This window comes from Stenotrophomonas sp. TWI1409 (genome assembly GCF_039673015.1).
Classification (GTDB): Bacteria; Pseudomonadota; Gammaproteobacteria; order Xanthomonadales; family Xanthomonadaceae; genus Stenotrophomonas; species Stenotrophomonas maltophilia_A.
Window position 1 is genome coordinate 1 of the sequence record NZ_JBDJKU010000051.1, and the last position, 25,239, is coordinate 25,239.

Annotated in this window: 21 protein-coding genes; 9 read left to right on the forward strand and 12 right to left on the reverse strand. The window is 67.2% G+C overall.

Annotation, left to right across the window (positions count from 1 at the left end):
- Positions 1-80 precede the first annotated feature (80 nt).
- From ABE423_RS15575 to ABE423_RS15585, 3 genes are all read right to left on the reverse strand, one after another.
- Positions 81-788, reverse strand: a complete 708-nt coding sequence (locus ABE423_RS15575; protein ID WP_065724008.1) for a 2OG-Fe(II) oxygenase — start codon at positions 786-788, stop codon at positions 81-83.
- Positions 789-895: 107 nt separating this feature from the next.
- Entirely contained in the window at positions 896-1,912 is a 1,017-nt protein-coding gene (locus ABE423_RS15580) for a class 1 fructose-bisphosphatase (protein WP_012509609.1), read from the reverse strand.
- Positions 1,913-2,254: 342 nt separating this feature from the next.
- Positions 2,255-3,457: an amino acid aminotransferase gene (locus ABE423_RS15585; RefSeq protein ID WP_346486652.1), complete on the reverse strand. Its 1,203-nt coding sequence runs from the start codon at positions 3,455-3,457 to the stop codon at positions 2,255-2,257.
- 171 nt (positions 3,458-3,628) lie between these two features.
- Here ABE423_RS15585 and ABE423_RS15590 point away from each other — a divergent pair, with 171 nt between their 5' ends.
- A complete protein-coding gene (locus tag ABE423_RS15590) occupies positions 3,629-5,722 on the forward strand; it encodes a TonB-dependent receptor (protein ID WP_346486653.1) in 2,094 nt (697 codons plus the stop codon).
- Between the two features lie 228 nt (positions 5,723-5,950).
- On the opposite strand, the gene ABE423_RS15595 is transcribed toward ABE423_RS15590, so the two are convergent.
- Positions 5,951-6,295 carry a hypothetical protein gene (locus ABE423_RS15595; RefSeq protein ID WP_012509612.1) on the reverse strand — a complete coding sequence of 115 codons (345 nt, stop codon included), beginning with the start codon at positions 6,293-6,295 and terminating at the stop codon, positions 5,951-5,953.
- 147 nt (positions 6,296-6,442) lie between these two features.
- On the opposite strand from ABE423_RS15595, the gene ABE423_RS15600 reads away from it, so the two are divergent.
- The 3 genes from ABE423_RS15600 to ligD all read left to right on the forward strand — a co-directional run bounded on the left by ABE423_RS15600 (position 6,443) and on the right by ligD (position 10,403).
- Positions 6,443-6,841 carry a hypothetical protein gene (locus ABE423_RS15600; RefSeq protein ID WP_004132921.1) on the forward strand — a complete coding sequence of 133 codons (399 nt, stop codon included), beginning with the start codon at positions 6,443-6,445 and terminating at the stop codon, positions 6,839-6,841.
- Positions 6,842-6,995: 154 nt separating this feature from the next.
- Entirely contained in the window at positions 6,996-7,913 is a 918-nt protein-coding gene (locus tag ABE423_RS15605) for a Ku protein (RefSeq protein ID WP_346486656.1), read from the forward strand.
- Between the two features lie 3 nt (positions 7,914-7,916).
- Entirely contained in the window at positions 7,917-10,403 is a 2,487-nt protein-coding gene (gene ligD / locus ABE423_RS15610) for a DNA ligase D (protein WP_346486657.1), read from the forward strand.
- Between the two features lie 71 nt (positions 10,404-10,474).
- On the opposite strand, the gene ABE423_RS15615 is transcribed toward ligD, so the two are convergent.
- The 4 genes from ABE423_RS15615 to ABE423_RS15630 all read right to left on the reverse strand — a co-directional run bounded on the left by ABE423_RS15615 (position 10,475) and on the right by ABE423_RS15630 (position 13,504).
- The gene (locus ABE423_RS15615; protein ID WP_201117738.1) at positions 10,475-10,867 is read right to left on the reverse strand and encodes a hypothetical protein; all 393 of its coding nucleotides are present in this window, start codon (positions 10,865-10,867) and stop codon (positions 10,475-10,477) included.
- 166 nt (positions 10,868-11,033) lie between these two features.
- The gene (gene adhP / locus ABE423_RS15620) at positions 11,034-12,062 is read right to left on the reverse strand and encodes an alcohol dehydrogenase AdhP (RefSeq protein WP_346486659.1); all 1,029 of its coding nucleotides are present in this window, start codon (positions 12,060-12,062) and stop codon (positions 11,034-11,036) included.
- 96 nt (positions 12,063-12,158) lie between these two features.
- Complete coding sequence (eda, locus tag ABE423_RS15625) at positions 12,159-12,797, reverse strand: bifunctional 4-hydroxy-2-oxoglutarate aldolase/2-dehydro-3-deoxy-phosphogluconate aldolase (RefSeq protein WP_121504971.1); 639 nt, start codon at positions 12,795-12,797, stop codon at positions 12,159-12,161.
- A gap of 116 nt (positions 12,798-12,913) precedes the next feature.
- A complete protein-coding gene (locus ABE423_RS15630; protein ID WP_049399007.1) occupies positions 12,914-13,504 on the reverse strand; it encodes a cysteine dioxygenase family protein in 591 nt (196 codons plus the stop codon).
- 239 nt (positions 13,505-13,743) lie between these two features.
- Between ABE423_RS15630 and ABE423_RS15635 the strand changes: the two genes are divergently transcribed.
- A complete protein-coding gene (locus ABE423_RS15635; RefSeq protein WP_346486661.1) occupies positions 13,744-14,799 on the forward strand; it encodes a LacI family DNA-binding transcriptional regulator in 1,056 nt (351 codons plus the stop codon).
- Between the two features lie 83 nt (positions 14,800-14,882).
- Here the strand turns inward: ABE423_RS15635 and phhA are convergent, their stop codons facing one another.
- Positions 14,883-15,776 (reverse strand): phenylalanine 4-monooxygenase, encoded by an 894-nt coding sequence (gene phhA / locus ABE423_RS15640; RefSeq protein WP_346486663.1) that lies wholly within the window; start codon positions 15,774-15,776, stop codon positions 14,883-14,885.
- A gap of 125 nt (positions 15,777-15,901) precedes the next feature.
- Here phhA and ABE423_RS15645 point away from each other — a divergent pair, with 125 nt between their 5' ends.
- On the forward strand, positions 15,902-16,384 hold the full coding sequence (locus ABE423_RS15645) for an Lrp/AsnC family transcriptional regulator (protein ID WP_004153377.1): 483 nt from the start codon (positions 15,902-15,904) through the stop codon (positions 16,382-16,384).
- An 87-nt stretch (positions 16,385-16,471) separates the two neighbouring features.
- Positions 16,472-18,472, forward strand: coding sequence for a hypothetical protein (locus ABE423_RS15650; RefSeq protein ID WP_346486665.1), 2,001 nt, complete (start codon positions 16,472-16,474; stop codon positions 18,470-18,472).
- Between the two features lie 39 nt (positions 18,473-18,511).
- Here ABE423_RS15650 and ABE423_RS15655 read toward each other — a convergent pair whose 3' ends face one another.
- Complete coding sequence (locus ABE423_RS15655; protein ID WP_019337382.1) at positions 18,512-19,504, reverse strand: patatin-like phospholipase family protein; 993 nt, start codon at positions 19,502-19,504, stop codon at positions 18,512-18,514.
- A gap of 184 nt (positions 19,505-19,688) precedes the next feature.
- Positions 19,689-20,705, reverse strand: a complete 1,017-nt coding sequence (locus tag ABE423_RS15660; protein WP_032129262.1) for a TIGR00266 family protein — start codon at positions 20,703-20,705, stop codon at positions 19,689-19,691.
- Positions 20,706-20,864: 159 nt separating this feature from the next.
- On the opposite strand from ABE423_RS15660, the gene ABE423_RS15665 reads away from it, so the two are divergent.
- Positions 20,865-23,138 carry a TonB-dependent receptor gene (locus ABE423_RS15665; protein WP_071228650.1) on the forward strand — a complete coding sequence of 758 codons (2,274 nt, stop codon included), beginning with the start codon at positions 20,865-20,867 and terminating at the stop codon, positions 23,136-23,138.
- Positions 23,139-23,250: 112 nt separating this feature from the next.
- On the opposite strand, the gene ABE423_RS15670 is transcribed toward ABE423_RS15665, so the two are convergent.
- On the reverse strand, positions 23,251-24,090 hold the full coding sequence (locus ABE423_RS15670) for a phosphatase PAP2 family protein (RefSeq protein ID WP_049399001.1): 840 nt from the start codon (positions 24,088-24,090) through the stop codon (positions 23,251-23,253).
- A 262-nt stretch (positions 24,091-24,352) separates the two neighbouring features.
- Between ABE423_RS15670 and ABE423_RS15675 the strand changes: the two genes are divergently transcribed.
- Positions 24,353-25,231 carry a hypothetical protein gene (locus ABE423_RS15675; protein WP_049399000.1) on the forward strand — a complete coding sequence of 293 codons (879 nt, stop codon included), beginning with the start codon at positions 24,353-24,355 and terminating at the stop codon, positions 25,229-25,231.
- Positions 25,232-25,239 lie beyond the last annotated feature (8 nt).

The window sequence follows — 25,239 nt, forward strand, 5'->3', positions numbered from 1 at the left end:
TCTCGAGTTTGTTTTGTTTTTTTTTTTTTTTGTCGTTTTTCTATTTTTGGATTTTAACGGCCTGTCGACACCCCTCGACTCTACCCCCCAAACAACTTCTGCGCACTCTGGAACAGGATCCAGCTGGTCGCGATGAACTTGTCCCCACCCTGCGGCCGGTTGCCACGATGCGTGTGGGTGAACGCAGTCGGCGCAATCAGCAGGCTGCCGGTGCGCGGCGCGATCTTCCGCCCCTGGAACAGGAACTCGGTTTCGCCCTCTTCGAAGTCGTCGTTGAGGTACAGCGTCCACAGCACGTGCCGGTGCAGGGTCTCGGCCTGCGCATCCTTCGGGTACAGCTCGCAATGCCAGTACGGGTAGCCGCCCTCGCCTGCCGCATACCACTGCAGGTTGATCGCACCCGGGCGCAGGCAGGTGCGGGCCAGATCGGCCAGCTGCTGCTGCGGCATGTCGGGGAAGTCCTCGGCAGACAGGCGTCGCGGTTGGCCGTTGCTGTCCTGGATCTGCAACATCAGCGGCGCAATCAACGCCTGTGGATAACGGCGTAGATAAGTCAGCAGGCCGTTGAACACCGCGATCTGCAGCTGCTGATCGACATCCTGCCAGCCGTCCAGGCCACTGATGCGCAGATCCTTGCTGTGCTTGAGTTCCGGGAACACGCCACTGCCCACCGCACCGGGCTGCAGGCCACGCGTAGCGCGCAGGCGCTCAACGATGGCCGCGCAGACCTCGCTGGGGACGGCGTTGTGGATGACTTCGATGAAATCGACCGGGCCCTGCTCGTGCATGCGTGCATTCCTTAGGCGGCAATGGCTTGATGGTGCCGTTTGCCGCCCTCGGTGTCACCCTACGGTCATGTCATCGTTCTGCCATGACCGTTGTCGGGAGACTTGCATCAGCCCCGCGCGTCGTCGTGCGCGTGGTGGTAGCGCACGGCCTCGGCCACTTCCTCGCGCGAGCCGAGGAACACCGGCACGCGCTGGTGCAGCTGGTCGGGCTGGATGTCGAGGATGCGCTCGCGACCGGTCCAGGCAGCGCCACCGGCCTGCTCGACCAGCAGGCCCATCGGGTTGGCTTCGTACATCAGGCGCAGCTTGCCGGCCTTGGACGGATCCTTTTTGTCCCACGGGTAGATGAAGATGCCGCCGCGGGTCAGGATGCGATGCACGTCGGCGACCATGCTGGCGATCCAGCGCATGTTGAAGTTCTTGCCGCGCGCGCCTTCCTTGCCCGCCAGCAGATCGCCGACGTACGCCTGCATCGGCGCTTCCCAGTGACGCTGGTTGGACATGTTGATGGCGAATTCCTGGGTGGCCGCCGGAATCTGCATGTTCTCGGTGGTCAGCACGAACTCACCCTTCTCGCGATCCAGGGTGAAGGCGTGGGTACCGTGGCCGACGGTCAGCACCAGCTGCGTGCTGGGCCCGTAGATGCAGTAGCCGGCGGCGATCTGCTTGCTGCCCGGCTGCAGGAAGGCGTCATCGCCCGGCAGTTCGACATTGGTCGGGCAGCGCAGCACCGAGAAGATGGTGCCGACGGAGACGTTGACGTCGATGTTGGAGCTGCCATCGAGGGGATCGAACAGCAGCAGGAAGTCACCACGCGGATAGATGTCCGGCACCGGCTGGCTGTGGTCCATTTCTTCCGAAGCACAAGCGGCGAGATGGCCGCCCCAGGCGTTGGCTTCGAGCAGGATCTCGTTGCTGATCACATCCAGCTTCTTCTGCGCTTCGCCCTGCACGTTGCCGGTACCGGCGTCGCCGAGCACGCCACCGAGGGCGCCCTTGCTGACGGCAATGGAGATGCTGGTGCAGGCGCGGGCGACGACCGCGATCAGCTGGCGCAGGTCGGCATTGATGCGGCCGGCGTGCTGTTCCTGGATCAGGAAGCGGGTCAACGAAGTACGGGACATGAGCGGGCAGGTCTCGGCAGCGGGAAAACGCCTATTGTCGCCCGTATGGCGGTGCCGTGCGTGAGCGCGGGAAGGCGTAATCGTTTCCAGATGCGTTGCGCTCGTGGCGCCTTCCTTCATGGAGGCGCAGGGCGAGGCACACCGTGGCCAGGACACGCCGTAAACCCATCCATGGGGGCTCGATCGGCGCATCCATGCGCCTCACGGTCCTGGCCACGGTGTGCCTCGCCCTGCGCTTCAGGGTTCGCCGCGAGCGCGGTGGGGATGGCAAAGGCAAGAGCAAAAGCAAAAAAACAAAGGCGCCTTTCGGCGCCTTTGTCTTCAAGCTACTGGAGCGTTGTTTCAGCCCTTGGCGACGGTGGCCACGGCCTTGGCGACGTATTCCAGGTTGTTCTGGTTCAGCGCGGCCACGCAGATGCGGCCGGTGCCGACGGCGTAGATGCCGAACTCGTCGCGCAGACGCTCGACCTGCTCACGGCTCAGGCCGGAGTAGGAGAACATGCCGGCCTGTTCGTTGATGAAGCCGAACTGCTGGGCACCGGCAGCGGCCAGCTTCTCCACCAGGCCCTGGCGCAGTGCGTGGATGCGCTCGCGCATCTCGGTCAGCTCCTGCTCCCACATCGCGCGCAGTTCCGGGTTGGTCAGCACGCCGGCCACCAGCGCGGCACCGTGGGTGGACGGGCTGGAGTAGATGGTGCGGATCACGCGCTTGACCTGGGACTGCACGGCCTTGGCGTCAGCGGCGGTCGGCGCCACCATCGACAGCGCACCCACACGCTCGCCGTACAGCGAGAACGACTTGGAGTACGAGTTGGCGACGATGAAGCTGTCGATGCCGGCTTCGGCGATGATGCGCACGGCGGCGCCGTCCTGCTCGATGCCCTTGTCGAAGCCCTGGTAGGCCATGTCGATGAAGGGGAACAGCTGCTTTTCCTTCAGCAGCTGCGCGACCTGCTTCCACTGGGTGACCGTGAGGTCAGCGCCGGTGGGGTTGTGGCAGCAGGCGTGCAGCAGCACCACGGTGCCGGCTTCCAGCTTGCCCAGGTCGGCCAGCAGGCCGTCGAAGTTGACGCCGTGGGTGGTCGGGTCGAAGTAGGTGTAATCCACCACTTCGAAGCCGGCCGCGCTGAACACGGCGCGGTGGTTTTCCCAGCTCGGGTTGCTCAGCGCAACGGTGGCGTGCGGCAGCAGCTTCTTCAGCACGTCGGCGCCGACGCGCAGCGCACCGCTGCCACCGACGGTCTGTGCGGTGGTGACGCGGCCGGCGGCCAGCAGCGGCGAGTCCTTGCCGAACACCAGCTCACGCGTCGCCTGCGTGTACGCCGGCAGGCCATCGATCGGCAGGTAGCCGCGCGGTTTGGCCTCGTTGGCGAGCTGCTGCTCGATCTGCTTGACGGCGCGCAGCAGCGGAATGCGGCCGCTCTCGTCGTAGTAGATGCCCACACCCAGGTTGACCTTGGTCGGGCGGCTGTCGGCGTTGTACGCCTCGGTCAGGCCCAGGATCGGGTCGCCTGGGACCAGTTCCACGTTTGCAAAGAAGGACACGGCGGTACTCGTTCGGTAGACGGAAAGGGGGAGGAATTGCGCCACGCAGTCTGCGGCTTTTCGGCCGGAAACAGCCCATCGTAACAAAGCCTGCCGGGGCTGGCCGCCGCCATCGTCATCCGCAGCCCCGTACCATGGCGTGCGTTGCCGCCTGATCCATCAACCTGAATCATGAATCCCGCCGCACGACGCCACTGCCTGCCGTTGTCCGCCCTGCTGCTGTCGCCACTGGCGGCCATGGCCGAGCCTGCGCCCATCGCCCTGCCCGCCGTGCAGGTGCAGGCGGCGCGGGTGCCGGGCATCGACCCGTTCGCGCTGCCGGCCAGCCAGGACACGGTCTGGATCGACGCCGGCCGGGCCGGCAACAGCGTGCAGTTGTCCGAGGCACTGGCCGGGGTGCCGGGACTGCTGGCGCGCGATCGGCAGAACTTCGCCCAGGACACGCAGCTGTCGATCCGTGGCTTTGGCGCGCGCTCGACCTTCGGTGTGCGCGGCGTGCGGGTGTTGATCGACGGGGTGCCCGCGACCATGCCCGATGGCCAGGGCCAGCTGTCGCATGCCAGCCTGCTGGGTGCCGAACGCATCGAGGTGCTGCGCGGGCCGTTCTCGGCGCTGTACGGCAACTCCTCCGGCGGCGTGCTGCAGGTGTGGAGTGCGCAGGGCCAGGCCGGCGACCCGTGGCGGTTGCGCCTCAACGCAGGTGCCGACAACACGCTCAGCGTCGGCGCGCAGCTGAAGGGAGCCAGCCACGGGCTGGACTACAACATCGCCGCCAATCACTTCCGCACCGATGGCTGGCGCGAACACAGCCGCGCGCGCCGCGAATCGCTCACTGCGCGCATCGGCGGCGATCTGGGCGGTGGGCGACTGGAGCTGCTACTCAACGCGCTGGATGCGCCGGACGCACAGGATCCACTGGGCCTGACCCGCGCGCAGGTCGCTGCGGATCCACGCCAGGCCACGGCGGTGGCGCACCAGTACAACACCCGCAAATCGGTGCGCCAGCAGCAGGCGGGTCTGCGCTGGACCCGCGAAACCGACACCCAGCGCTGGCAACTGATGGGCTATGCCGGCCAGCGCGCGGTGCGCCAGTACCTGCCGATTCCGCCTGCAGCCCAGACCAACAGCCCGCTGCATGCCGGCGGGGTGATCGATCTGGAGGGCGGCTACGGCGGATTGGACGCGCGCTGGGGCTGGCACGGCGACCTCGCCGGTCGACCGCTGGATCTGGTGGCCGGGCTCAGTGCGGACCGCCAGCGCCAGCACCGCACCGGCTACGAGAACTTCATCGGCAGCGCCCTCGGCGTGCGCGGACGCCTGCGCCGCGACCAGATCGACACGGTGCAGAACGTGGACCAGTTCGCCCAGGCCTGGTGGCAGTGGAGCCCGCGCTGGTCGCTGCTGGCCGGGCTGCGCCACAGCGCGGTGCGCTTCGAATCCGATGACCGCTACATCACCGGGCGCAATCCGGACGACAGCGGCCGCCGACGCTACCAGGCGACCACGCCGGTGGCAGGCGTCAGCTTCGAAGCCAGCCCGCAGTGGCGGCTGCACGCGGCCGTGGGGCGTGGTTTCGAGACCCCCACCTTCAACGAACTGGGTTATCGCGCCGACGGCCAAGCGGGATTGGCACTGGATCTGGCGGCCGCGCGCAGCCGCAATCTGGAGCTCGGCAGCAAATGGCACGCACAGGACGGAACCCAGCTTGATATCAGCCTGTTCCGCGCAGATACCGACGATGAGTTGGCCGTTGCCAGCAACATCGGCGGGCGCAGTACCTACCGCAATATCGGTCGCACCCGTCGCCAAGGCGTGGAACTACAGTATCGCCAGCCCTTGGCCGAGCAGCTGGAACTGCAGCTGGCATGGACCTGGCTGCAGGCGCAGGTGCGCTCGCCGTACCTGACCTCGAACAACGTGGTCGCCGCGGGCAGCCGTCTGCCTGGTGTGCCGCGCCAACAGGCCTTCGCCCGGCTGCAGTGGACACCCGCTGACTGGCAGTGGGCGCTGGAGGCGTCCGCCAGCAGCGATACCGTGGTCAACGACGTGGCCACCGAGCGCGCGGCAGGCTACGCGCTGCTGCACGTGGAAGGCGGCCGCCGCTGGACCCTGCCGGGCGGCGAGCTGCGTGCCTTCGCGCGGTTGGAGAACGTGCTGGACCAGGCCTACATTGGCTCGGTGATCGTCAATGACGGCAATGGCCGCTTCTACGAGCCGGGACCGGGACGACGGGCCAGCCTCGGGCTGCAGTGGTCGTGGCGTTGAAGTGGTAGTGCCGGCCGCTGGCCGGCATCGCGCCGTGCAGGACGTCAGGAGGTTGCCGGCCAGCGGCCGGCACTACCCGTAAATCGGGGGCCCTGGCCGGCATCGCGCCGTGCAGGATGTCAGGGGGTTGCCGGCCAGCGGCCGGCACTACCCGTAAATCGGGGCCCTGGCCAGAATCGCGCCGTGCAGGACGTCAGGGGGTTGCCGGCCAGCGGCCGGCACTACCGGTCAGTCGGGGGCCTTGGCCGGTACGAACGGCGACGTCGGGTCGCTGGCCGGGAAGGTCTCCTCCAGCGCCTCGTCCTGGTTGTCGCTGGCATGCTGCTTGCGCTCGCGGCGCTTGAGCGGACTTTCCTGGCCGCCACGATGGCGGTCGCCGCCGTCCTTGCGGTCCAGCGCGGCCTGTTCAGACTCGTGCTTCACCGGCAGATGCTCGCCACCGTGTTCGGCGTCGAAGAACGGTGCGCCGGTGCCGCGGTAGTCGGCATTGTCGGCATCGCGCTTACCGCGCTGCTCGCCGGGAATGGGCGGGTGATTTTCCCGCAGCGGGTCACGGGAGGTCTCTCGGCTCATGATCTGGCTACCTGCGCTCGGGGGCTCCCACTACACCGCTCGCAAGGTAAAGCCGCCGCGAACCTGGCGTCATGAACATCTCGCTCACCCCCCGGTAACGGGACCGCGCGTATTCCTGCCCACCCGCCCCCGCTGCAGGAGCCGGCCATGCCCCGTCTTGAACGACCCGCACCGTCCGTGTTCAACGCCCTGCTCGATCCGCTCGGCCAGCGCACAGCTCAGCGCCGCACGCGTCGCCACGAGGACCCGCAGGCGGTGGCGCAGGACTACCTGCAGTACATGCTGAGCGATTACGAAGAGCGCCGTGGCCAGAGCCATCGCAATTGGCGTGACCTCTGCCCGGTCTACGCCTTTGCGCTGACCACGCATGCCGCCGACTGGCCGCGCGGTGACGCCGCCGATACCTGCGAGGAGCTGGCCGAGCACTGGGAACAGATGCGTGGGCACTCGCGCTTGAGCTGGTCGCAGGCGCGGCCGGTGGTGGAAGATGCGTGGCGCGCACTGGACCATATCCCGGCGGCAGCGGTGAGGCCGTTGCTGCAGTAGCGCTGGGGTTCTGCGTACAGGCTCAGGTGTGCTGTGGTTGCCGGCCAGCGGCCGGCACTACCGTGTTCCGTAGAACCCACGTGCACGGCACGGACACGGCTGGTTTACGCCCTCCGGCCCACTCTGGGCACCCTGCCCCGCCAAAGGTGCACCCATGGCTCGCCCGATCTGGACCGGCACGCTGTCGTTTGGCCTGCTCAACGTGCCGGTGTCTCTGATGTCCGGCGAACGCAAAGTCGATCTGCAGTTCCGCATGCTCGACTCCCGTGACCGCAAGCCGATCCGCTTCGAGCGGGTCAACGCCGATACCGGCGAGGAGGTGCCGTGGAAGGACATCGTCAAAGCCTACGAGTACGACAAGGGCAGCTACGTCGTGCTGGAGGAAGGCGATATCCGTTCGGCCGCGCCGGAAAGCCACGAAGCGGTGGAAGTGGAATCGTTCGTGGACGCGGCGCAGATCGACCCGCGTTACTACGAGAAACCGTATCTGCTGGTACCCGGAAAGAAGGCCGAAAAGGGCTACGTGCTGCTGCGCGAGACATTGCGCAGTACCGGCAAGGTGGGCATCGCGCGGGTGGTGGTGCGCACGCGCGAATACCTGTGCGTGGTGATGCCGCATGAGGACGCGCTGGTGCTGATGATCCTGCGCTATCCGCAGGAGCTGGTGGATCCCGAGGACTACAAGCTGCCCACCGGAAAACTGTCCGACTACCGCATCACCAGCAAGGAAACAGCGATGGCCGAACAGCTGATCGAGTCAATGGCCGGTGACTGGGATCCTTCGCAGTATCACGATGAGTTCCGCGAGCGTCTGCAGCTGGTATTGAACAAGCGCATCAAATCCAAGGGCGGCACTACCCGGGTGGAAGACGAGCCCGCACCGCGTGAAGATGCCACCACCAATGTGGTGGATTTCATGGCGTTGCTTCAGAAGAGCCTGGACGCCAACAAGCGCACGCCGGCGAAGAAGACGGCAATGCGCAAGGCACCGGCGAAGAAGGCTGCGAAGAAGGCCGCCAAAAAGGCCGCCAAAAAGGCCGTAAAGAAGACCACGCGGCGCAAGGCAGGTTGAACCATGTCGCTGCACCAGTACCGGCGCAAGCGCAGACTGGGTGGTGGCGCCGGGCAGACGCCGGAGCCTGACGACACGCCCGCACGCGGCGATCCGAAGCGGCGGCCGACCTTCGTCATCCAGCTGCATCACGCAAGCTCGCGTCACTATGACTTCCGCCTGGAAATGGACGGCGTACTGAAGAGCTGGGCCGTGCCAAAGGGGCCTTCGCTGCGCGTCGGTGAGAAGCGGCTGGCCGTGGAGGTGGAAGATCACCCGTTGTCCTACGCCGGTTTCGAAGGAGACATTCCTGAAGGCCACTATGGCGCTGGCCACGTGGATGTCTTCGATCACGGCACCTGGGCCTGTGAAGGCGATCCACTGCAGGCGCTGGCGGCTGGAAAGATCGACTTCGTGCTGCACGGGCAACGCCTGGCCGGTGGCTGGAAGCTGGTGCGGACCGCGATGAAAGGCCGCCAGGTGCAGTGGCTGCTGATCAAGCGCGACGACGGCGAAGCGCGCGACGCGGAGGCGGATGACCTGCTGACGGCACCCACGCCGAAACGAGCATCTGCGGCGAAGAAGCGTTCCACAGCGAAGGCGGCGCATGCTGCACCCGTCGCACGCACGACCACGCGCAAGGCCGATGCGCGTTGGCGTGCACGCGCGCTGCAACTGCACGGCGCACGTGATACGCCCTATCCCCTTGGGTTCAAACCGCAGTTGACCGATCATCGCGACAGTGCCCCCGACGGCGAGCGCTGGCTGCACGAGATCAAGTGGGACGGCTATCGTCTGCTGGCCGATCTGCACAATGGCGAGGTGAAACTCCGCTCGCGCAACGGCCTGGACTGGACGGCCGATTTTCCCGAGGTCGCGCAGGCCGTGCTGGCGCTGCCGGTGCGCGATGCGCGCCTGGATGGCGAGCTGGTGGTTCTGGACAAGGAAGGACGCAGCGATTTCGCAGCACTGCAGCGCGTGATCGATGGAAGCTCGAAGCAACCGTTGCGTTACATCGTGTTCGATCTTCCGGGTGTGGCCGGCGTGGACATCAGTCGTGCGCCGTTGCTGGAACGCAAGGCGCTGCTGAAGGATCTCATCGGGCCGGCGCCTGGCACACTGGCCTTCAGCGAACACGTGGTCGACCATGGGCCGCAGGTGTTCGACGCCAGCGGCAAGGCGGGATTCGAGGGCATCGTCAGCAAGCAGGTGGATGCTCCGTATGTGAACACCCGCGCGCGCAGCTGGGTGAAGGTGAAGCACGAAGACACCGACGAGTTCGTGATCGTCGGCCACACGGCACCCAAGGGTTCCCGCGTGGGGTTCGGCTCGCTGCTGCTGGCCACGCCGGACAAGGGCGGCTTGCGCTATGTGGGCCGGGTCGGCACCGGCTTCGACGACGAGCGCCTGCGCGCGCTGCTCAGGGCACTGCACCCTTTGGCAGTGAATACGCCGGTGCTGCAGCTGCCGGCGCATGTACCGTTCCGCGCCGCCAGCGTGCGCTGGGTGAAACCTGTGACGGTAGCGGAGGTGGCGTTCCGTGGCTGGGGCAAGGAAGGCCTGCTGCGCCAGGCCAGTTTCAAGCGGCTGCGCAGCGACAAGCAGAAGGAGGACCTGGGAATGAGCACCGCAGATGCCGAAACCGGAGGTGAGGTCCAGATCACCCATCCTGAGCGGGTGGTGTTTCCAAAGCAGAAACTGAGCAAGGGCGACGTGGCCGACTACTACCAGCGCATGGCGCGCTGGATCCTGCCCGAACTTGGCGGACGTCCGCTGTCATTGCTGCGCTGCCCGGACGGCGTGGGCAAGGCCTGCTTCTTCCAGAAGCATCATGGCCCCGGCCTGGGCGATGCGGTACATGCGGTGCCCCTTCAGCAGAAGAGCGGCCGCGAGGATTACGTCTACATCGACGATGCGCGGGGCCTGCTGCAACTGGTGCAGATGAACACGCTGGAGCTGCATCCCTGGGGGGCGACCGTGGCCGACCCGGAGCATCCGGATCGACTGGTATTCGATCTCGACCCTGGTGACGGCGTCAGCTGGGCACAGGTGAAAGCCGGTGCGCGCGACGTGCGTGACCGCCTGCAGCAGGTGGGTCTGGAGAGCTTCGTACGCCTGTCTGGCGGCAAGGGGGTGCATGTGGTGGTACCACTGCAGCCCAAGGCTGGCTGGGGCGAAGCCAAGGCATTCTGCGAGGCGTTCGCACAGGCGATGGCGGAGCAGGCGCCGGACCGCTACGTGGCGACGATGAGCAAGGCGAAGCGCAATGGCGTCATCTTCATCGACTGGCTGCGCAACACCCGAGGCGCCACCAGCGTGTGCTCGTGGTCGCTGCGTGCACGCGATTCTGGCGGCGTGGCGGTGCCGCTGCGCTGGGAAGAACTGGCGCGGGTGAGCGCGGCCGACGCGTTTCCGATGGCCAAGGCGCTGGCGCGTGCCAAGCGGCTGAAGGGTGACCCATGGCAGGGCATCGCGCGATTGAAGCAGACGCTGCCGACGCTGAAGCGGTAGTGCCGGCCGCTGGCCGGCACCTGTAGCATGGGCGAGGTTGCCGGCCAGCGGCCGGCACTACCTGGATGCGCTCAGCGCGGATCGCGCGACGCGCGGCGGCCGAACCACCAGCCGGCCAGCAGCTGCAACGGCAGCGATGCCAGCAGCGAAATGACGAACCACAGCGGGAAATCCGCGCCGGCGCTCCACATCGCGTAACCGCAGCCGAGCGCGATCAGCGACCAGATCGAGAACCCATGCGAACGCGGCCAGCACGGCGCGTAGTAGGTGGCGAAGGAAATGCCGGCGATGCCGCCCAGTACGCTGAAGGCCAGGTCCCACCCCAGCTGCACGCTGTTGTTGTCCGGCGACATGCCCACCAGCGGGGGCAGCCAGCTGGCGACGCTGCTGACCAGCGCAAGCGACAGCACGCCGCCGATCAGGGCGACGAGGGACAGGAACAGGGTCTTGAGCAGGTCGGGCATGCGCGCATTGTACGGCTGCCACAGAGTGCCCGGGTTGCCGGCCAGCGGCCGGCACTACCGAACCGACTGGGGTTTGCCGGCCAACGGCCGGCACCACCGGGGGATAGGCATGGCCGCCGCGTCCGTGGGAGAGGGGGACGGAGCGACGGCGGCCATGCACAGGCGGTCAGGCGGCGAAGTCGAGCACCACGCGGCCTTCAATGGTGCCCGCGTGCATGCGCGCGAACACGTCGTTGATGTTTTCCAGGCGGTCAGTGCTGACCGTGGCCGCGACCTTGCCTTCGGCGGCGAACTGCAGCGACTCCTGCAGGTCCAGGCGGGTGCCGACGATCGAGCCGCGCACGGTGATGCCGTTGAGCACCATGCCGAAGATGTCCAGCGGGAAGTTGCCCGGCGGCAGGCCGTTGAGCGAGACCGTGCCGCCACGGCGGACCATGCCCAGCGCCTGCTCGAAGGCCTTCGGCGACACCGCGGTGACCAGCGCGCCGTGCGCGCCGCCGATTTCCTTCTTCAGGAAGGCGGCCGGATCGGTGGTACGCGCGTTCACGGTGATCTGCGCGCCGAGCTGCCGGGCCAATGCCAGCTTGTTGTCGTCCACATCCACCGCAGCCACGTTCAGCCCCATCGCGCGGGCGTACTGCACCGCCATGTGGCCCAGGCCACCGATGCCGGAAATCGCCACCCAGTCACCGGGTTTGGTGTCGGTGACCTTCAGGCCCTTGTAGACGGTCACGCCGGCGCACAGCACCGGCGCGATCTCGACGAAGCCCACGTCCTTCGGAAGCAGGCCGACATAGTTGGCATCGGCCAGTGCGTACTCGGCGAAGCCGCCGTTGACCGAGTAACCGGTGTTGCGCTGTGTCTCGCACAGCGTTTCCCAGCCACCCAGGCAGTGTTCGCAATGGCCACACGCCGAGTACAACCAGGGGATGCCGACCCTGTCGCCTTCCTTGACGTGCCCTACCCCGCCTCCCACGGCCACGACGTGCCCCACGCCCTCGTGGCCGGGGATGAACGGCGGGTTCGGTTTCACCGGCCAGTCGCCCTCGGCGGCGTGCAGGTCGGTGTGGCAGACGCCACAGGCCTCGATCTTGACCAGCACCTCGCCCGCCCCCGGGCGCGGTACCGAGACTTCCTCGATCACCAGTGGCTTGCCGAACTCACGCACGACAGCGGCCTTCATGCTCGAATTCATGTTCGGATCTCCGTAGTGCGCTTGCCCACAGAATGACGCCGGCACGAGGCCGGCGCTTTGATCACGATCAAACCTTTGAAGATTCGTGGAGCGGCTTCAGCTGGCCAGCACCGAGGCCTCGCGGGCCAGACGCTCGATCGCATCCCAGTCGCGGGTCTGCAGCAGCGCCGGGGTGGTCAGCCACGAGCCGCCCACGCACAGCACGTTGGGCAGGTGCAGGAACTGCGGCGCAGTCTGCGCGCTGATGCCGCCGGTCGGGCAGAAGCGCACATCGGCGAACGGGCCGTGCCAGGCCGCCAGCAGCGCAGCGCCACCGGCCTGCACTGCCGGGAAGAACTTGAAGGTGTCGTGGCCGTGCTCCAGGCCCAGGATCAGGTCGGAGGCAGTGGCGGCACCAGGCAGGTAAGGCAGGTCGGCATCACGCGCGGCGGCATACAGCGTCGGCGTGGCACCGGGGGACACCGCGAAACGCGCACCGGCCTCCTTGGCTGCCTGCATCTGCGCGGCGTTGAGCACGGTGCCGGCACCGATTACCGCATCGGGCACGGCCTCGACCATCGCCTTGATCGCATCCAGCGCCTGCGGCGTGCGCAGCGTCACTTCGATCACCGGCAGGCCGCCGCGGAACAGCGCCTGGGCCACTTCGACCGCTTCATTCACATCTTCGGGGGTGTACACCGGAATCACCGGTGCCAGCTTCAACAGCGCGCGCAGGCGCGGATCAGCGCTGGACATCGTCTTGCTCCTTGCCCGACCGGGCATCGCGGATCGCCGCCGGGTCCGGCAGCGCAGCGGCGCATGATGCCACGTGGCTCACGACGGTGCTGGTGGTGCCCCGCCCTGCCCCCGGCTCAGGCCGGGTCGGCCTGCAATGCCTGGATGCGACGCTGGTACCAGTCACCACCGAGCGGATCGAACACCGCAGAGCGCTCCATCTGCGCCTCGTACACGTGTACCGAGATCGCCAGCGCTTCGTTGCTGGCGTTGCGCAGGGTGTGGTACTCGTGCGGCGGAATCAGGCTGCCGGCACTGCCGCAGCCCCCGCGCAGCACGGCGTGGCGGCGGAAGCGGCAGCGCTCACCGTTGCGCTCCAGCAGTTCATAGCGGGTGATCTCCAGCTCGCCTGACCACACTCCCTCCACACACCACATGGCATCGTGGTCGTGCAGCGGCGTGCCCTGCCCTGGGCCCCAGCTCATGGCAATCACGCTGTAGCCGTGTTCGCGGCTGTGGTACAGCGGGCGTCGCGCGTAATGATCACTGACCGGACGGTGTACGCACTCGGGCAATTCGATGCGGCTGTCCGCGATGGCTTCCTGCAGCGCCAGCTGCAGGTCGGCGGTGATGCGCTCGGCATCACCGGAGGTCATCGCCGCGTCGACCGCAGCGATCAACCTGTCGCGGCCACGGAACACCGGAAACGGAGAAGTCTGCAGGTCCATGCCCCGACTGTAGCGGAGCCTGGTTAAGGGAATGTTGGCGTTCGCGCGCGTCGCGCCCGCATTCAAGGTGAACACGCGCGGAAGAACGGTTCAGATGGACATCAAGTAGAGCGATCACAATGGAACCTCGCGCAGCAGAAGCGGTCGAACACGACGCGATCCATCTTCGCTGCGACATTCCGCAACTTCGCGCCCCACGGGCGCAAGGCTAGAATTCTCCGACTTACCTGGTTCTATACATGTCAGTGCGAATTATTAGCGATGCCGCGTTGCCGGCATCGAAGGGCAAGGCTGCCACGATCAACGACATCGCACGACTGTCGGGAGTTTCCAAGAAAACGGTTTCAAGAATCATCAACAACTCGCCGCTGGTGCGCAAAGACACCCGCGACAAGGTCGAGGCGTTGATGCGCGAGGTCGGTTACGTGCCCGACCCCCTGGCGCGCGGCCTCGCGTTCCGCCGCTCCTTCCTGATCGGCCTGGTGTATGACGACCCGGGCGCCCAATGCATCGTCGACCTGCAGCACGGCGCGCTGGAAGCGCTGCGCGGCACCGGCTATGAACTGGTCGTGCATCCCTGCGACAGCTTGGCTCCGGACTGTGCGTACGGCGTGCGGCGCTTCGTGCAGCAGCAGAAGCTGCACGGCGTGATCCTGGGCCCGCGTGCCTCCGAGTCGGCTGCGTTGACGGAGATGCTCGACGGCATTGAATGCCGCTACGTCCGCATCAACGCGCATGTGTCGGATGACGAGGCACAGGCCGTGGTCACCCATGATCGCGACGGTGCAGCCGCGGCAGCGGGCTACCTGCTCTCGCTCGGCCACCGCGACATCGCGGTGATTGCCGGTCCGGGTGACCGCCGTACCGCACGCGAGCGCACCCATGGCTTCCTCGACCGGCTGGCGCAGGTGGGCCTGACCCTGCCGGGTGAACGCGTGCTGGAAGCAGGCGATACGTTCGAGTCGGGCGTGCATGCCGCCGAACGGCTGCTGATGGGCGGACAACGCCCCAGTGCGATCTTTGCCGGCAACGACGAAATGGCTGCCGGCGTGTACCAGGTGGCGTTGCGTGCGGGCATCGCGGTGCCGCAGCAGTTGTCGATCGTCAGCTACGACGACAGCCCACTGGCGTCGCGGCTGTGGCCGCCGCTGACCTCGGTGCGCCGCCATGTGTCCGACATCGGGCGCATGGCGGCGGCGATGCTGGTGCAGGCCGACGTGCCGGATGCGCCGACCGCAACCAGCGTGCATCCGCAATTGATGGTGCGCGGTTCCTGCCGGGCCGTGGACGGCTGAGTGCCCTGCCCTCGGCAGCAACGAAAACGGCGCATCCAGGTGCGCCGTTTTCCGTTCAATGCGAAGCGCTGTACGCCGTGCGCTTACACATCGCCGCCGTCGGCCCAGCCTTCGCCGGTGCCCTTCTGGAACACGCGGTCATCGGCCTGCACATCGCCCGCCGGCAGATGCGCGTGATCAGACAGCGCCGCGTAGATCGGGGTGAAGTCCGGCGAGGTCGCCTGCATCAGCTGTTCGAAACTGTCGATGACGAAGTAGGTCTTCTGGAAGGTGTCGATGCGGTACTTGGTACGCATGATCCGCTGCAGGTCGAAGCCGATGCGGTTGGGCGCGGCCGATTCCAGCGAGTACAGCGATTCGCCCTTCGACGACACGATGCCGGCGCCGTAGATGCGCAGGCCTTCGGGCGTATCGATCAGGCCGAACTCCACCGTGTACCAGTACAGGCGGGTCAGGTTCTGCAGCGCATCCGGGCCGATCGCGTGGGCTTTGACGCCGCCACGGCCGTACGCCTCCATGTAGTCGGCGAACACCGGATTCATCAGCAGCGGCACATGGCCGAACAGATCGTGGAACAGGTCCGGTTCGGCGATGTAATCGATCTGGTCCGGGCGACGGATCCACCAGGTCACCGGGAAACGACGGTTGGCCAGGTGGTCGAAGAAGTCCAGTTCCGGCAGCAGGCCTTCCACGCCGACCAGGGTCCAGCCGGTGGCGGCGCCGAGCACTTCGTTGAGCTGGTCGAAGCGCGGAATCATGTGCGCGCTCATGCCCATCTCGTCCTGTGCATCCAGGAATTCCTGGCAGGCGCGGCCGACCAGCAGTTCGCGCTGGCGCTGGTACAGCGTGCTCCAGGTGGCGTGGTCGTCGGCGCTGTAGGTGTCCCACGGCTGCTCGACGAGCGCGGTGGTATACACCGGCACGTAGCCCTTGTCGGTCTGCTGGTGTTCGACGCGGCGGGGCTGGGCGAGGTCCATGGGGCACTCCTTGACGGGATACCCACGATGCTAGGGCAGGGCGGGCGCAACAGGGTTGCAAAAGTTGCGTCGATTGGCCTTGTTGGCGCAATATCCTTGCGTACTCACCATGTTGCGGGGCAACAATGGCCGGAGAAGTCCAGTTCGATCGCACGGATATACGCCTGCTGGCTGAAATCCAGCGGGATGGGCGCGCCACCAACGCCGAGCTGGCGACACGGGTGAACCTCTCGCCCTCGGCCTGCCTGCGTCGCCTGCAGCGGTTGGAAAGCGAGGGCGTGATCGTCGGCTATGGCGCGCGGCTGGAGCCACGGCAGCTGCGGCTGGGCCTGCAGGCCTTCGTGCGCGTGCAGCTGGAAAAGCACGACCAGGCCGCCATCGGCCACTTCGTGGACAGCGTGCAGGGCTGGGATGAAGTGGTGGCCTGCCATGCACTGACCGGCGACATGGACTACCTGCTGCACGTCTACGTGCGCGACCTGGAGCACTTCTCGCACTTCCTGCTGGACCGGCTGCTCAATGCCGGCGGCGTGGCCGATGCCAATTCCAGCTTCGTGCTGCGCACGGTGAAGGGCTTCCAGGCATTGCCGCTTTCGCAGCTGGAATAAACGCGCCGCCGCGATTTGACGGCGCCGGGCGGGTAGCCGAGCATCTCCGCCCTGCGCGCGTCGCAGCGTTCCTTTCCGGTTCCACGCATGTCCGAACTCCAGCACCCGCTGCCCACCACCACGTTCCTGCCGCTGCAGCGCAAGTCGCTGGCGCGCTACGTTGCCCATGGCACGCCACCGCAGACCGCAGTGGAGCAGGCCGGCCTGATGGCCGCGCAGCTGTGCCGGACGCGCCTGCATCCGGCGGCCGAGATCGAGCGCCTGCTGCATGATGCCTGCGCGTTGTTTGCCGGCAACGAAGGCGCGGCTGCACAGCTGGCCGGGCCCGGTGGCGGTGGCCAACCGGAACTGGATGCCTGGCTGACCGCATTGGCTGCCCACGGCGTGCTGCTGGCACCGGCGGAGATCCTGCAGGACGTCATCGCGCAGTCGCCACGGGAGTATCCGGGTCTGGCCCTGCAGCAGGCCTGTCAGGAAACCCTGGTCGAACATGAGATCCGCTTTCCCGCCACCTTTTCCAGCGACGATGACGAGGCCACGCAGGATGAGGTTGTCGCCGAGGATGCGCGGTCGGTCGAGCACCTTGGCCTGTACACCTCCGAGCAGGCCCGCGTGCTGCGCGCCATCGCCGCCAACCCCGATGAGCTGATCGACCTCGATGGCTATGCCGGCACCGGCAAGGGCCACCTGGTGCTGGCGCTGATGGAGGCGCGGCCGGGCCGCTACACCTACGTGGCACCCTCGCGTGGGCAGGTGGAAGCCTTCCGCGCCCGCGTGCCGGCCAGCACTGCGGTGCGCCTGCTGACCCAGATCGAGTTCGCCAACCGCGTGGCCCAGCACGCCGCGCGCAGCGGCCAGACCGGTGGCTTCGTTGCCAGCTACCGGCGCAGCACCCGTACGCCGCGCGAGATTGCCGGCCGCATCGGCCTGCAAGGTATCGGTGGCCGCAGCCCGGAGCAGGTGCTGCTGACCGCATTCGAGGCCATCAACCGTTGGTGCGCGTCGTCGGCAACGGGCTTGGCGTTCCAGCATTTCGACCGTTCGGTGCCCGCTGCGATGCTCGATGTGTCGCCGTACATGGCGGCCGCCGAGCACGTCTGGCGCTGCATGTTCGACGCCGAGCTGCAGCGGGGCACGCTGCTGAGTCTCAGCCCGGCGCACATCGGCAAGTGGTTGGCGCTGCGCGGCGTCACCCCGCCGCAGGATATGGGCATGCTGCTGGTGGACGAGGCGCATGACCTGAGCCCGTCGTGGAAGCAGTTGCTGGCCGGCCATGCGCCTGGCGTGGTCAGCCTGGGTGATCCGCACCAGTGCCTGACCGGTACGGTGCCGCGCTGGGCCGCGTCGAAGGTGCTGGAAATGCACCAGTCGGTGCGCCAGGGCAACCAGGTCGAGGGCCTGGTCAACCAGACCCTGGCACTGGATGGACTGGGCCAGGAAAGTGGGCCGTTCGTCGGTGCCACCGACCGCGCCACCGGTGTGCTGCATTACCGCGACTGGGCGCAGGTGCCGAGCGAGGGCCTGCGCATCCATGGCAGCGTCGCCGATCTGGCCCTGGACGCGGCACAGCTGCACGCACTCGGGCTGCGGCCCTACCTGCATCCGGCATCGCTGCGCGCGCTGCGCAGCGTGCTGCAGCGGCCACTGGATGCGTGGCGCCGGCGCCGCGACAGCGCATCGGACCAGGAATGGGAGCGCTTCCTGGCCACGCAGGCCGACGAAGGGCAGGGCGCGCTGGTCGAACTGTTTGCGTCTGCCGATCGGGTGCAGTCACTGCTGCTGGCGCTTGATGACCAGGACACGCCCGCTGAAGGGCGGGTGGCGCTGTGCCTGGCCGAACACGCGAAGAACCTGCAGTTCGACGTGGTCTCGCTGTCGCCCGGTTGCTTCAGTGCGGGGCAGGGCAGGCACATCTGGCACAACCCGGTGCGCGCGGTCTATCTGGCGCTGACCCGTGCGCGACGCCAGCTGCACGTACCGGCCGATGGCATGGAACAGCTGCAGCACACGGCGACACTGCAGGAGCAGGCCCGCCAGATGCGCAGGCGCGAGCGGCAGCAGGCCAGCGGTTACCGGCCCGCGCGCTAGCACGCGCGTCGCTGTCTGGCAGCGACACGCTGGCTCAGGTCAGCACTTGTCCTTGCGGCCCATCAGCTTGCCCAGGCGCGAGGCTTCCTCGCACTTCGGCGCGGCCACCGGTGCCGGTGCGGCTGCCGCGGCACGTGCGCGCTGCAGCTGCTGGATCTTCGCGCGGATCTGCGGCATGGCTGCCATCGCGGCCTTTTCGCCTTCCAGGATTGCGGTGCCACGCTGGCTGAAATCGGCGGCGCCGATGTCCAGCACCTTCGGGCGGATGACGATGTCGGCGCGCGCCAGTTCCTGCTCGCCCAGGCGCTGGCCCATGATCGAGATGGACTGGTTGACGATGCCCAGCATGTCGGTCGGCGCCTTGCCGCTGGCCTTGCTGGAGATGTCCACGGCGATCACGAAGTCGGCGCCGAGCTGGCGCGCGGCATCCACCGGTACCGGGCTGACCACGCCGCCATCGATGTAGTTGCGGCCACCGATCTTCACCGGTTCGAACACGCCGGGGATGCTGCTCGACGCGCGCACCGCCTGGCCGACGTTGCCGCGCACGAAGATCGCACGCTCGCCGGTTTCGAGCTGGGTGGCGACGGCGGCGAACGGCTTCTTCAGTCGCTCGGCAGGACGGTTGGCGACCTGCTCGTTGACGTAGTCCTGCAGCTTCTGGCCCTGCACCAGGCCGCCGGAGAACAGGCGCACGTCGCGGATGCTGGCTTCGTCCAGGGCGACTGCCTTGCTCTGCATCTGGAACGCGTCCATGCCGCTGGCGTACAGCGCACCGACCACGCTGCCGGCGCTGGTGCCGGACACCACGGCCGGTTCGAAGCCGTTGGCCTCCAGCATCTTGATCACGCCGATGTGGGCGAAGCCCTTGGCTGCGCCACCACCGAGGGCGATGCCGATCTTCACCGGCTTGGCCTGCGGCACCACGGTCGGCGCCGGCGGCGGTGTGGGGCGGACCGGGTCGCCACCGCAGCCGGCCAGCAGGCCGATCAGGGCGACGGACAGCAGCATGCGGGGGCGGAACAGGCTCATCGGCAGTGCGCTCGCGGCGCCGGATTCAGGAAAGGGCGCCAGCATACCGAAGCCGTGGCGGGGCGGGCAGGGTAGGAAACATCGCCCATTCATAAAGGTAGTGCCGGCCGCTGGCCGGCAATCATTGGGAACCTGGCAGCGGTCCATGTGGCTGCCGGCCAGCGGCCGGCACGACCGGGGGCGGTCAGAACCGGTTGTCGCCGTCCAGCATCCGGCCCAGGCCGCCCAGCACCGAGCCTTCGCCGCGGTTCTGGCCACCGCCCTGCGGCGCGGCCATCCACATGCGGCCGGCCAGACGCGAGAAAGGCAGCGACTGCAGCCAGACCTTGCCCGGACCGGTCAGCGTGGCCAGGAACACGCCTTCGCCACCGAACAGCATGCTCTTGATGCCGGCCACCCGGCGCACGTCCATGTCTACGGTCGGGTGGTAGGCCACCACGCAGCCGGTATCCACATCCAGGCGCTCGCCGGCCGCCAGCTCGCGCTCCACCACGCAACCGCCGGCATGGATGAACACCCAGCCGTCGCCTTCCAGCTTCTGCATGATGAAACCTTCGCCGCCGAACAGGCCGGTCATGATCTTGCGCTGGAACTGCACGCCGATCTGCACGCCGCGCGCGCCGGCCAGGAAGCTGTCCTTCTGGCAGATCAGGCGGCCGCCATGCTGGTCCAGCTTCATTGCCAGCACGGTGCCGGGGTAGGGCGCGGCGAAGGCGACCTTGCCCTTGCCGTGGCCGCTCTGGGTGTAGACGGTGGCGAACAGGCTCTCGCCGGTCAGCACGCGCTTGCCGGCGGCCATCACCTTGCCCATGAAGCCGCCGCCCTGGTCGCCGTTGGCGGCGCCGAACACCGTGTCCATCTGCACGGTGGCATCCTTGAACATCAATGCGCCGGCCTCGGCAATGGCGCTCTCACCGGGGTCGAGCTCGATCTCCACGAACTGCATTTCATGGCCGACGATGCGGAACTCGATGTCGTCGGCGCGGCCGCTGGCCGCGGCGGGGACCGGCGGCGGGGTGTTCGGCATGCCCGGGGCCGCGGACTGCAGTTCGGGCACCTCGGCAATCGAGGTCCACCCGCTCATGCCCTGGCACCAGGCCAGGGCGCGCGGGTTGGCCTGCGCATAACGGCGCGCGGCCTCGTCATCAAGCGGGCCGATACGCTCGGCCTGGGCGGAGGCATGGAAGTACCACTGGGTCATCGCGGCGGCTCTGCAGGGCTGGAAAACCCCGAGTCTAGCGAGGGCGCGGGGGCCGGAGCGACGCGGCCATGAACGGCAGGCATTTGCGGGGCAGGTGCTGTATTGCAACAATTATCTGGTAGCGCCGTTTTACCACCCCTCCAAACACAGCCTACCGCCATGTCTCCGACCCGCACTTCCCGTGGCCGCCTTCCGGTCGCGCGCCCCCTCGTTGCCGCTCTTTCCGCCCTGTTGCCGCTGGTAGCAGCCGCCCAGGAAACTCCCGCTGCCAAGGATCCGGTTGCCCTTGATGCCCTGCAGGTGACCGCGCAGCGCCGCGTCGAGAACGCCAAGGACGTGCCGGTCGCGATCAGCGCGATCCAGGGCGAGAAGCTCGATGTGCTGGGTTCGGCGGGCGATGACATCCGCTTCCTGGCCGCGCGCGTGCCCAGCCTCAACATCGAGTCGTCCTACGGCCGTGCCTTCCCGCGCTTCTACATCCGTGGCCTGGGCAACACCGATTTCGACCTCAATGCGTCGCAGCCGGTGTCGCTGGTGTACGACGACGTGGTGCAGGAAAGCCCGCTGCTGAAGGGCTTCCCGCTGTTCGACCTGGCCAATGTGGAAGTGCTGCGCGGCCCGCAGGGCACGCTGTTCGGTCGCAATACCCCGGCCGGCGTGGTCAAGTTCGACTCGGCGCGCCCGTCGCAGGATGCCGACGGCTACGTGCGCGTGGGCTATGGCAGCTACAACAGCTGGAACGTGCAGGGCGCCTATGGCGGCCCGCTGACCGACCGCTGGTCGGCACGCGTCTCGGCCATCTACCAGCGCCGTGACGACTGGGTCGACAATACCCGCGCCGGTGCGCCCAACAGCGGTTTCGAAGGTTATGACGAAGCCGCCGGCCGCGTGCAGTTCCTGTACGAAGGCGACGACTTCGAAGCGCTGTTCAACCTGCACAAGCGCAAGCTCAACGGTACCGCGCGCCTGTTCCGCGCCAACATCATCCAGAAGGGTGGCAACGGCCTGGTCGAGAACTTCGATCGCGACAAGGTGGCCAACGATGGCGTCAACTTCTCCGACCTGGAGACCTGGGGCGGCAGCGCGCGCCTGCAGTGGAACCTCGGTTCGGTGACCCTGCACTCGATCACCGGTTATGAAACCGCCGAATCGCTCAATCGTGGTGACATCGACGGTGGCTACGGCGACGCATCGCTGGGCGCTGGCAACTATGGGCCGGGCTTCATCCCGTTCTCGTCGGAGTCGGCCGACGGCCTGCCGCACCATCGCCAGTGGACGCAGGAATTCCGCGTTGAATCCAACGAATGGGGCCGCTTCGACTGGCAGGCCGGCGTCTTCTATTTCGACGAAGACGTGACCATCAACAACTTCAACTACAACTCGTTGAAGCCGGGCAATCCGCAGACCGGCCACGTGGTGCAGAACCAGCGCAACAAGGCCTGGGCGGTGTTCGCCTCGGGTGACTTCGATGTCACCGACCGCTTCAAGCTGCGCGCCGGCGTGCGCTACACCCAGGACAAGAAGGACTTCAACGCCAGCGTGCTGCAGGCCGTCCTTCCGTTCGGCACCCCGGTCAGTGGCCCGTACCTGGCCAACACCGACGTCAACGACGTCAGCTGGGATGTCAGCGGCGTGTACAAGCTGACCGACAACGTGAATGCCTACGCCCGCGTGGCCAAGGGCTTCCGTGCGCCGTCGATCCAGGGCCGCCTGGCCTTCGCGCCGGGCCTGTCGCAGGCCGATTCGGAGAAGGTGATCTCGTACGAAGCCGGCATCAAGGCCGACCTGTTCGAGCGCCGCGCGCGCCTGGGCCTGAGCGTGTTCCGCTACAACGTTGACGGCCAGCAGTTGATCGCCGTGGGCGGCACCAACAACACCGCCACCCTGCTCAACGCCGACAAGACCATCGGCCAGGGCGTGGAGCTGGACCTGGAAGCCTATCTGGCTGACAACGTGCTGCTGACCTTCGGCAGCAGCTACAACGACACCGAGATCAAGGACAAGGATCTGGCGGTAGCGATCTGCGGCGGTGGCTGCACCATCAACGACCCGACCACCGTCATCAACGGTGGCACCTATGCGCTGGTGAACGGCAACCCGCTGCCGCAGGCGCCGAAGTGGATCCACAACGCGACCCTGCGTGTCGGTTTCCCGCTCAGCGATGGCAGCGAGCTGTATGCCTACACCGACTGGGCCTACCGCAGCGCGGTGAACTTCTTCATCTACGAGTCGCCGGAATTCCGCGGCCGTAGTTCGCTGGAAGGCGGCCTGCGCCTGGGCTACAACTGGGATTACGGCCAGTACGACGTGGCCGTGTTCGGCCGCAACCTGACCAACCAGACCCGCGTGGTCGGCGCGATCGACTTCAACAACCTGACCGGCTTCCTCAACGAGCCGCGTACCTGGGGCGTGGAGTTCACCGCGAAGTTCTGATGCGGTTGCTGCGTTGATGCAATGAAGAAGGGCCGGCGCAATGCCGGCCCTTCTGCTTTACACCCATCGGTAGTGCCGGCCGCTGGCCGGCAACAATTGAACCGCCAGGCGCTTACAGCGCGCTCTGCGGGCGCACCTTCAGCACCGCTTCCTCGGCCGCGCAGTCGCGGCTGGAGTGCAGGCCGGCCTTGCGCGCGGCAGCGATCTCCTTGCGTGCGGCCAGCAGGTCCTTGTTGAACGCGGCGTTGTCATGCAGGCGGGCCACGGCGGCGGCGCCCATGAAGCGGCCTTCGAGGATGTCGCTCTGCCAGTGCACGTTGCACACCAGGCGGCTCTCGCCGTAGTTGCGGCCGCGCGCCTGGATGGCATCGGCGCGATCCGGTGCGATCTCCGACAGGATCAGGGCCCAGGCCCAGCCGATCGAGGTGTGGCCGGACGGGTATGAGCCGTTCTTGCGCAGGCCTTCTTCGTCCTTCGGCGAGCACGTCGGTTCACCATTGACCATGAACGGGCGCGGGCGCTGGTAGTGGTTCTTGGCGGCCTTGGTGGCGGCGCTGGCGTCGATCCGGCTGCGCTCCAGCAGGCGGTACAGCGCCGGGGTCTTCACCGCATCGACGTCGATGTCGGCGGCGCAGGAGAAGTGGTTGGCGCCTTCTGGGAAGCCGAGTTCCGCATCGACACCGGCCTGGGCGAAGCGCGGGCTGCCACGCAGCGCGCGGGCTTCACGGCTGACCTGTTCGTCGAGGGCGAGGGCGGCCGAACCGGCCACCGGCGGTGCTGGCACCAGGTCGAGGCTGGCCGGTACCGCGCTCTTGTCCAGATAGCCCACCGCCTTGGTGGTGATGTTGGCTTCGACGGCGGTCGGCTTGGCGGCGGTGGCGGCACAACCGGCCAGGGCCGCGATGACGGCAAGGCCGAGCAGCGGGCGGGCAGGGTGGGAAATCAGCGACATGGACAGGCTCCGGAGGAAAAACATCGCGCCATGATCGCAGCCCGTATACGACACCGCAGTGGCCATCGGTCATACGGCCAGACCCGGCATGGTCATCCCGGCGATATGAAAAGCGTCATCGAGTGACGTCAGTCTCCTGAATCCGGGCGCAGCGCACGGACTTTCACGCGGCCTCGCCGCGAGCATCGGCACAACGGCACGCACCAGGGGCCGTCCAGTTCCAGCCGGGTCGGGGGGATCCGTTGACAGAGGGAGAGAAGCGATGCGCAGCACCGCAACAGGAAGTACCGTCCTGGCCCTGCTCCTCGGGCTGGCAGCCGCGCCGGCTCAGGCGGCCGACGTGGTCGGCGTGGCCTTCGTGCATGGCACCGGCGCACAGACCAACGCCACCCAGGACTACTGGCAGCCGGCGATCATCGACACCGTGCGCCAAGGCCTGCCGAACAGCAGCAACTACGTCGTCATCAACTGTGACTTCACCCAGTACATGTGGAAGCCGGAAGCGGCCGGCTGTCTGGCCAATCAGCTGACCGGCTTCATCGACAGCCGTGGCATCACCCAGCTGGTGGTGATCACCCACTCCAACGGCGGCAACGTGATGCGCTGGATCCTGTCCAACCCGACCTATGACAGCCGCTATCCGAAGATCATCCGCACGGTGCGCAAGGTCAACGCGCTGGCACCGTCTTCGGCCGGCACGCCGTTGGCCGATGCGGTGCTCAACGGCAACACCTTTGAAACCTCGCTGGGCTGGCTGCTGGGCTACAAGAACGACGCCGTGCGCCAGCAGCAGGTGGCGAGCATGGCCACCTACAACGCGCAGAACCTCTACGGCACCGCTGGCCGCCCGGCGCTGCCCAAACCGTTCCGTGCGGTGGTGGGCAGCGATGTGGAATCGGCGGTATGGGACAGCAACAGCTACTGTGGTGGCTATGCCGCCAACGTCGGCCTGGAGTTCACCCAGAACTGGCTGTCGTCCTGCTCCGATGGCTTCCTGGAGTGCAGCAGCCAGAAGGCCGCAGGCACCACCTGGTTCACCGACAAGGCGCGCACCCAGGGCGCGGAACCGCTCAGCCACAACCAGAGCCGCCGCGAGTGCTTCGGCCTCGGCACCCTGCTGCGCAACGACCTGACCCAGTGAGGGAGACG

Coding starts and splice junctions, on each gene's coding strand:
- ABE423_RS15575 (WP_065724008.1), bottom strand. CDS start 788: ATGCACGAGCAGGGCCCGGTCGATTTCATCGAAGTCATCCACAACGCC.
- ABE423_RS15580 (WP_012509609.1), bottom strand. CDS start 1,912: ATGTCCCGTACTTCGTTGACCCGCTTCCTGATCCAGGAACAGCACGCC.
- ABE423_RS15590 (WP_346486653.1), top strand. CDS start 3,629: ATGAATCCCGCCGCACGACGCCACTGCCTGCCGTTGTCCGCCCTGCTG.
- ABE423_RS15595 (WP_012509612.1), bottom strand. CDS start 6,295: ATGAGCCGAGAGACCTCCCGTGACCCGCTGCGGGAAAATCACCCGCCC.
- ABE423_RS15600 (WP_004132921.1), top strand. CDS start 6,443: ATGCCCCGTCTTGAACGACCCGCACCGTCCGTGTTCAACGCCCTGCTC.
- ABE423_RS15605 (WP_346486656.1), top strand. CDS start 6,996: ATGGCTCGCCCGATCTGGACCGGCACGCTGTCGTTTGGCCTGCTCAAC.
- ligD (WP_346486657.1), top strand. CDS start 7,917: ATGTCGCTGCACCAGTACCGGCGCAAGCGCAGACTGGGTGGTGGCGCC.
- ABE423_RS15615 (WP_201117738.1), bottom strand. CDS start 10,867: ATGCCCGACCTGCTCAAGACCCTGTTCCTGTCCCTCGTCGCCCTGATC.
- adhP (WP_346486659.1), bottom strand. CDS start 12,062: ATGAATTCGAGCATGAAGGCCGCTGTCGTGCGTGAGTTCGGCAAGCCA.
- eda (WP_121504971.1), bottom strand. CDS start 12,797: ATGTCCAGCGCTGATCCGCGCCTGCGCGCGCTGTTGAAGCTGGCACCG.
- ABE423_RS15630 (WP_049399007.1), bottom strand. CDS start 13,504: ATGGACCTGCAGACTTCTCCGTTTCCGGTGTTCCGTGGCCGCGACAGG.
- ABE423_RS15635 (WP_346486661.1), top strand. CDS start 13,744: ATGTCAGTGCGAATTATTAGCGATGCCGCGTTGCCGGCATCGAAGGGC.
- phhA (WP_346486663.1), bottom strand. CDS start 15,776: ATGGACCTCGCCCAGCCCCGCCGCGTCGAACACCAGCAGACCGACAAG.
- ABE423_RS15645 (WP_004153377.1), top strand. CDS start 15,902: ATGGCCGGAGAAGTCCAGTTCGATCGCACGGATATACGCCTGCTGGCT.
- ABE423_RS15650 (WP_346486665.1), top strand. CDS start 16,472: ATGTCCGAACTCCAGCACCCGCTGCCCACCACCACGTTCCTGCCGCTG.
- ABE423_RS15655 (WP_019337382.1), bottom strand. CDS start 19,504: ATGAGCCTGTTCCGCCCCCGCATGCTGCTGTCCGTCGCCCTGATCGGC.
- ABE423_RS15660 (WP_032129262.1), bottom strand. CDS start 20,705: ATGACCCAGTGGTACTTCCATGCCTCCGCCCAGGCCGAGCGTATCGGC.
- ABE423_RS15665 (WP_071228650.1), top strand. CDS start 20,865: ATGTCTCCGACCCGCACTTCCCGTGGCCGCCTTCCGGTCGCGCGCCCC.
- ABE423_RS15670 (WP_049399001.1), bottom strand. CDS start 24,090: ATGTCGCTGATTTCCCACCCTGCCCGCCCGCTGCTCGGCCTTGCCGTC.
- ABE423_RS15675 (WP_049399000.1), top strand. CDS start 24,353: ATGCGCAGCACCGCAACAGGAAGTACCGTCCTGGCCCTGCTCCTCGGG.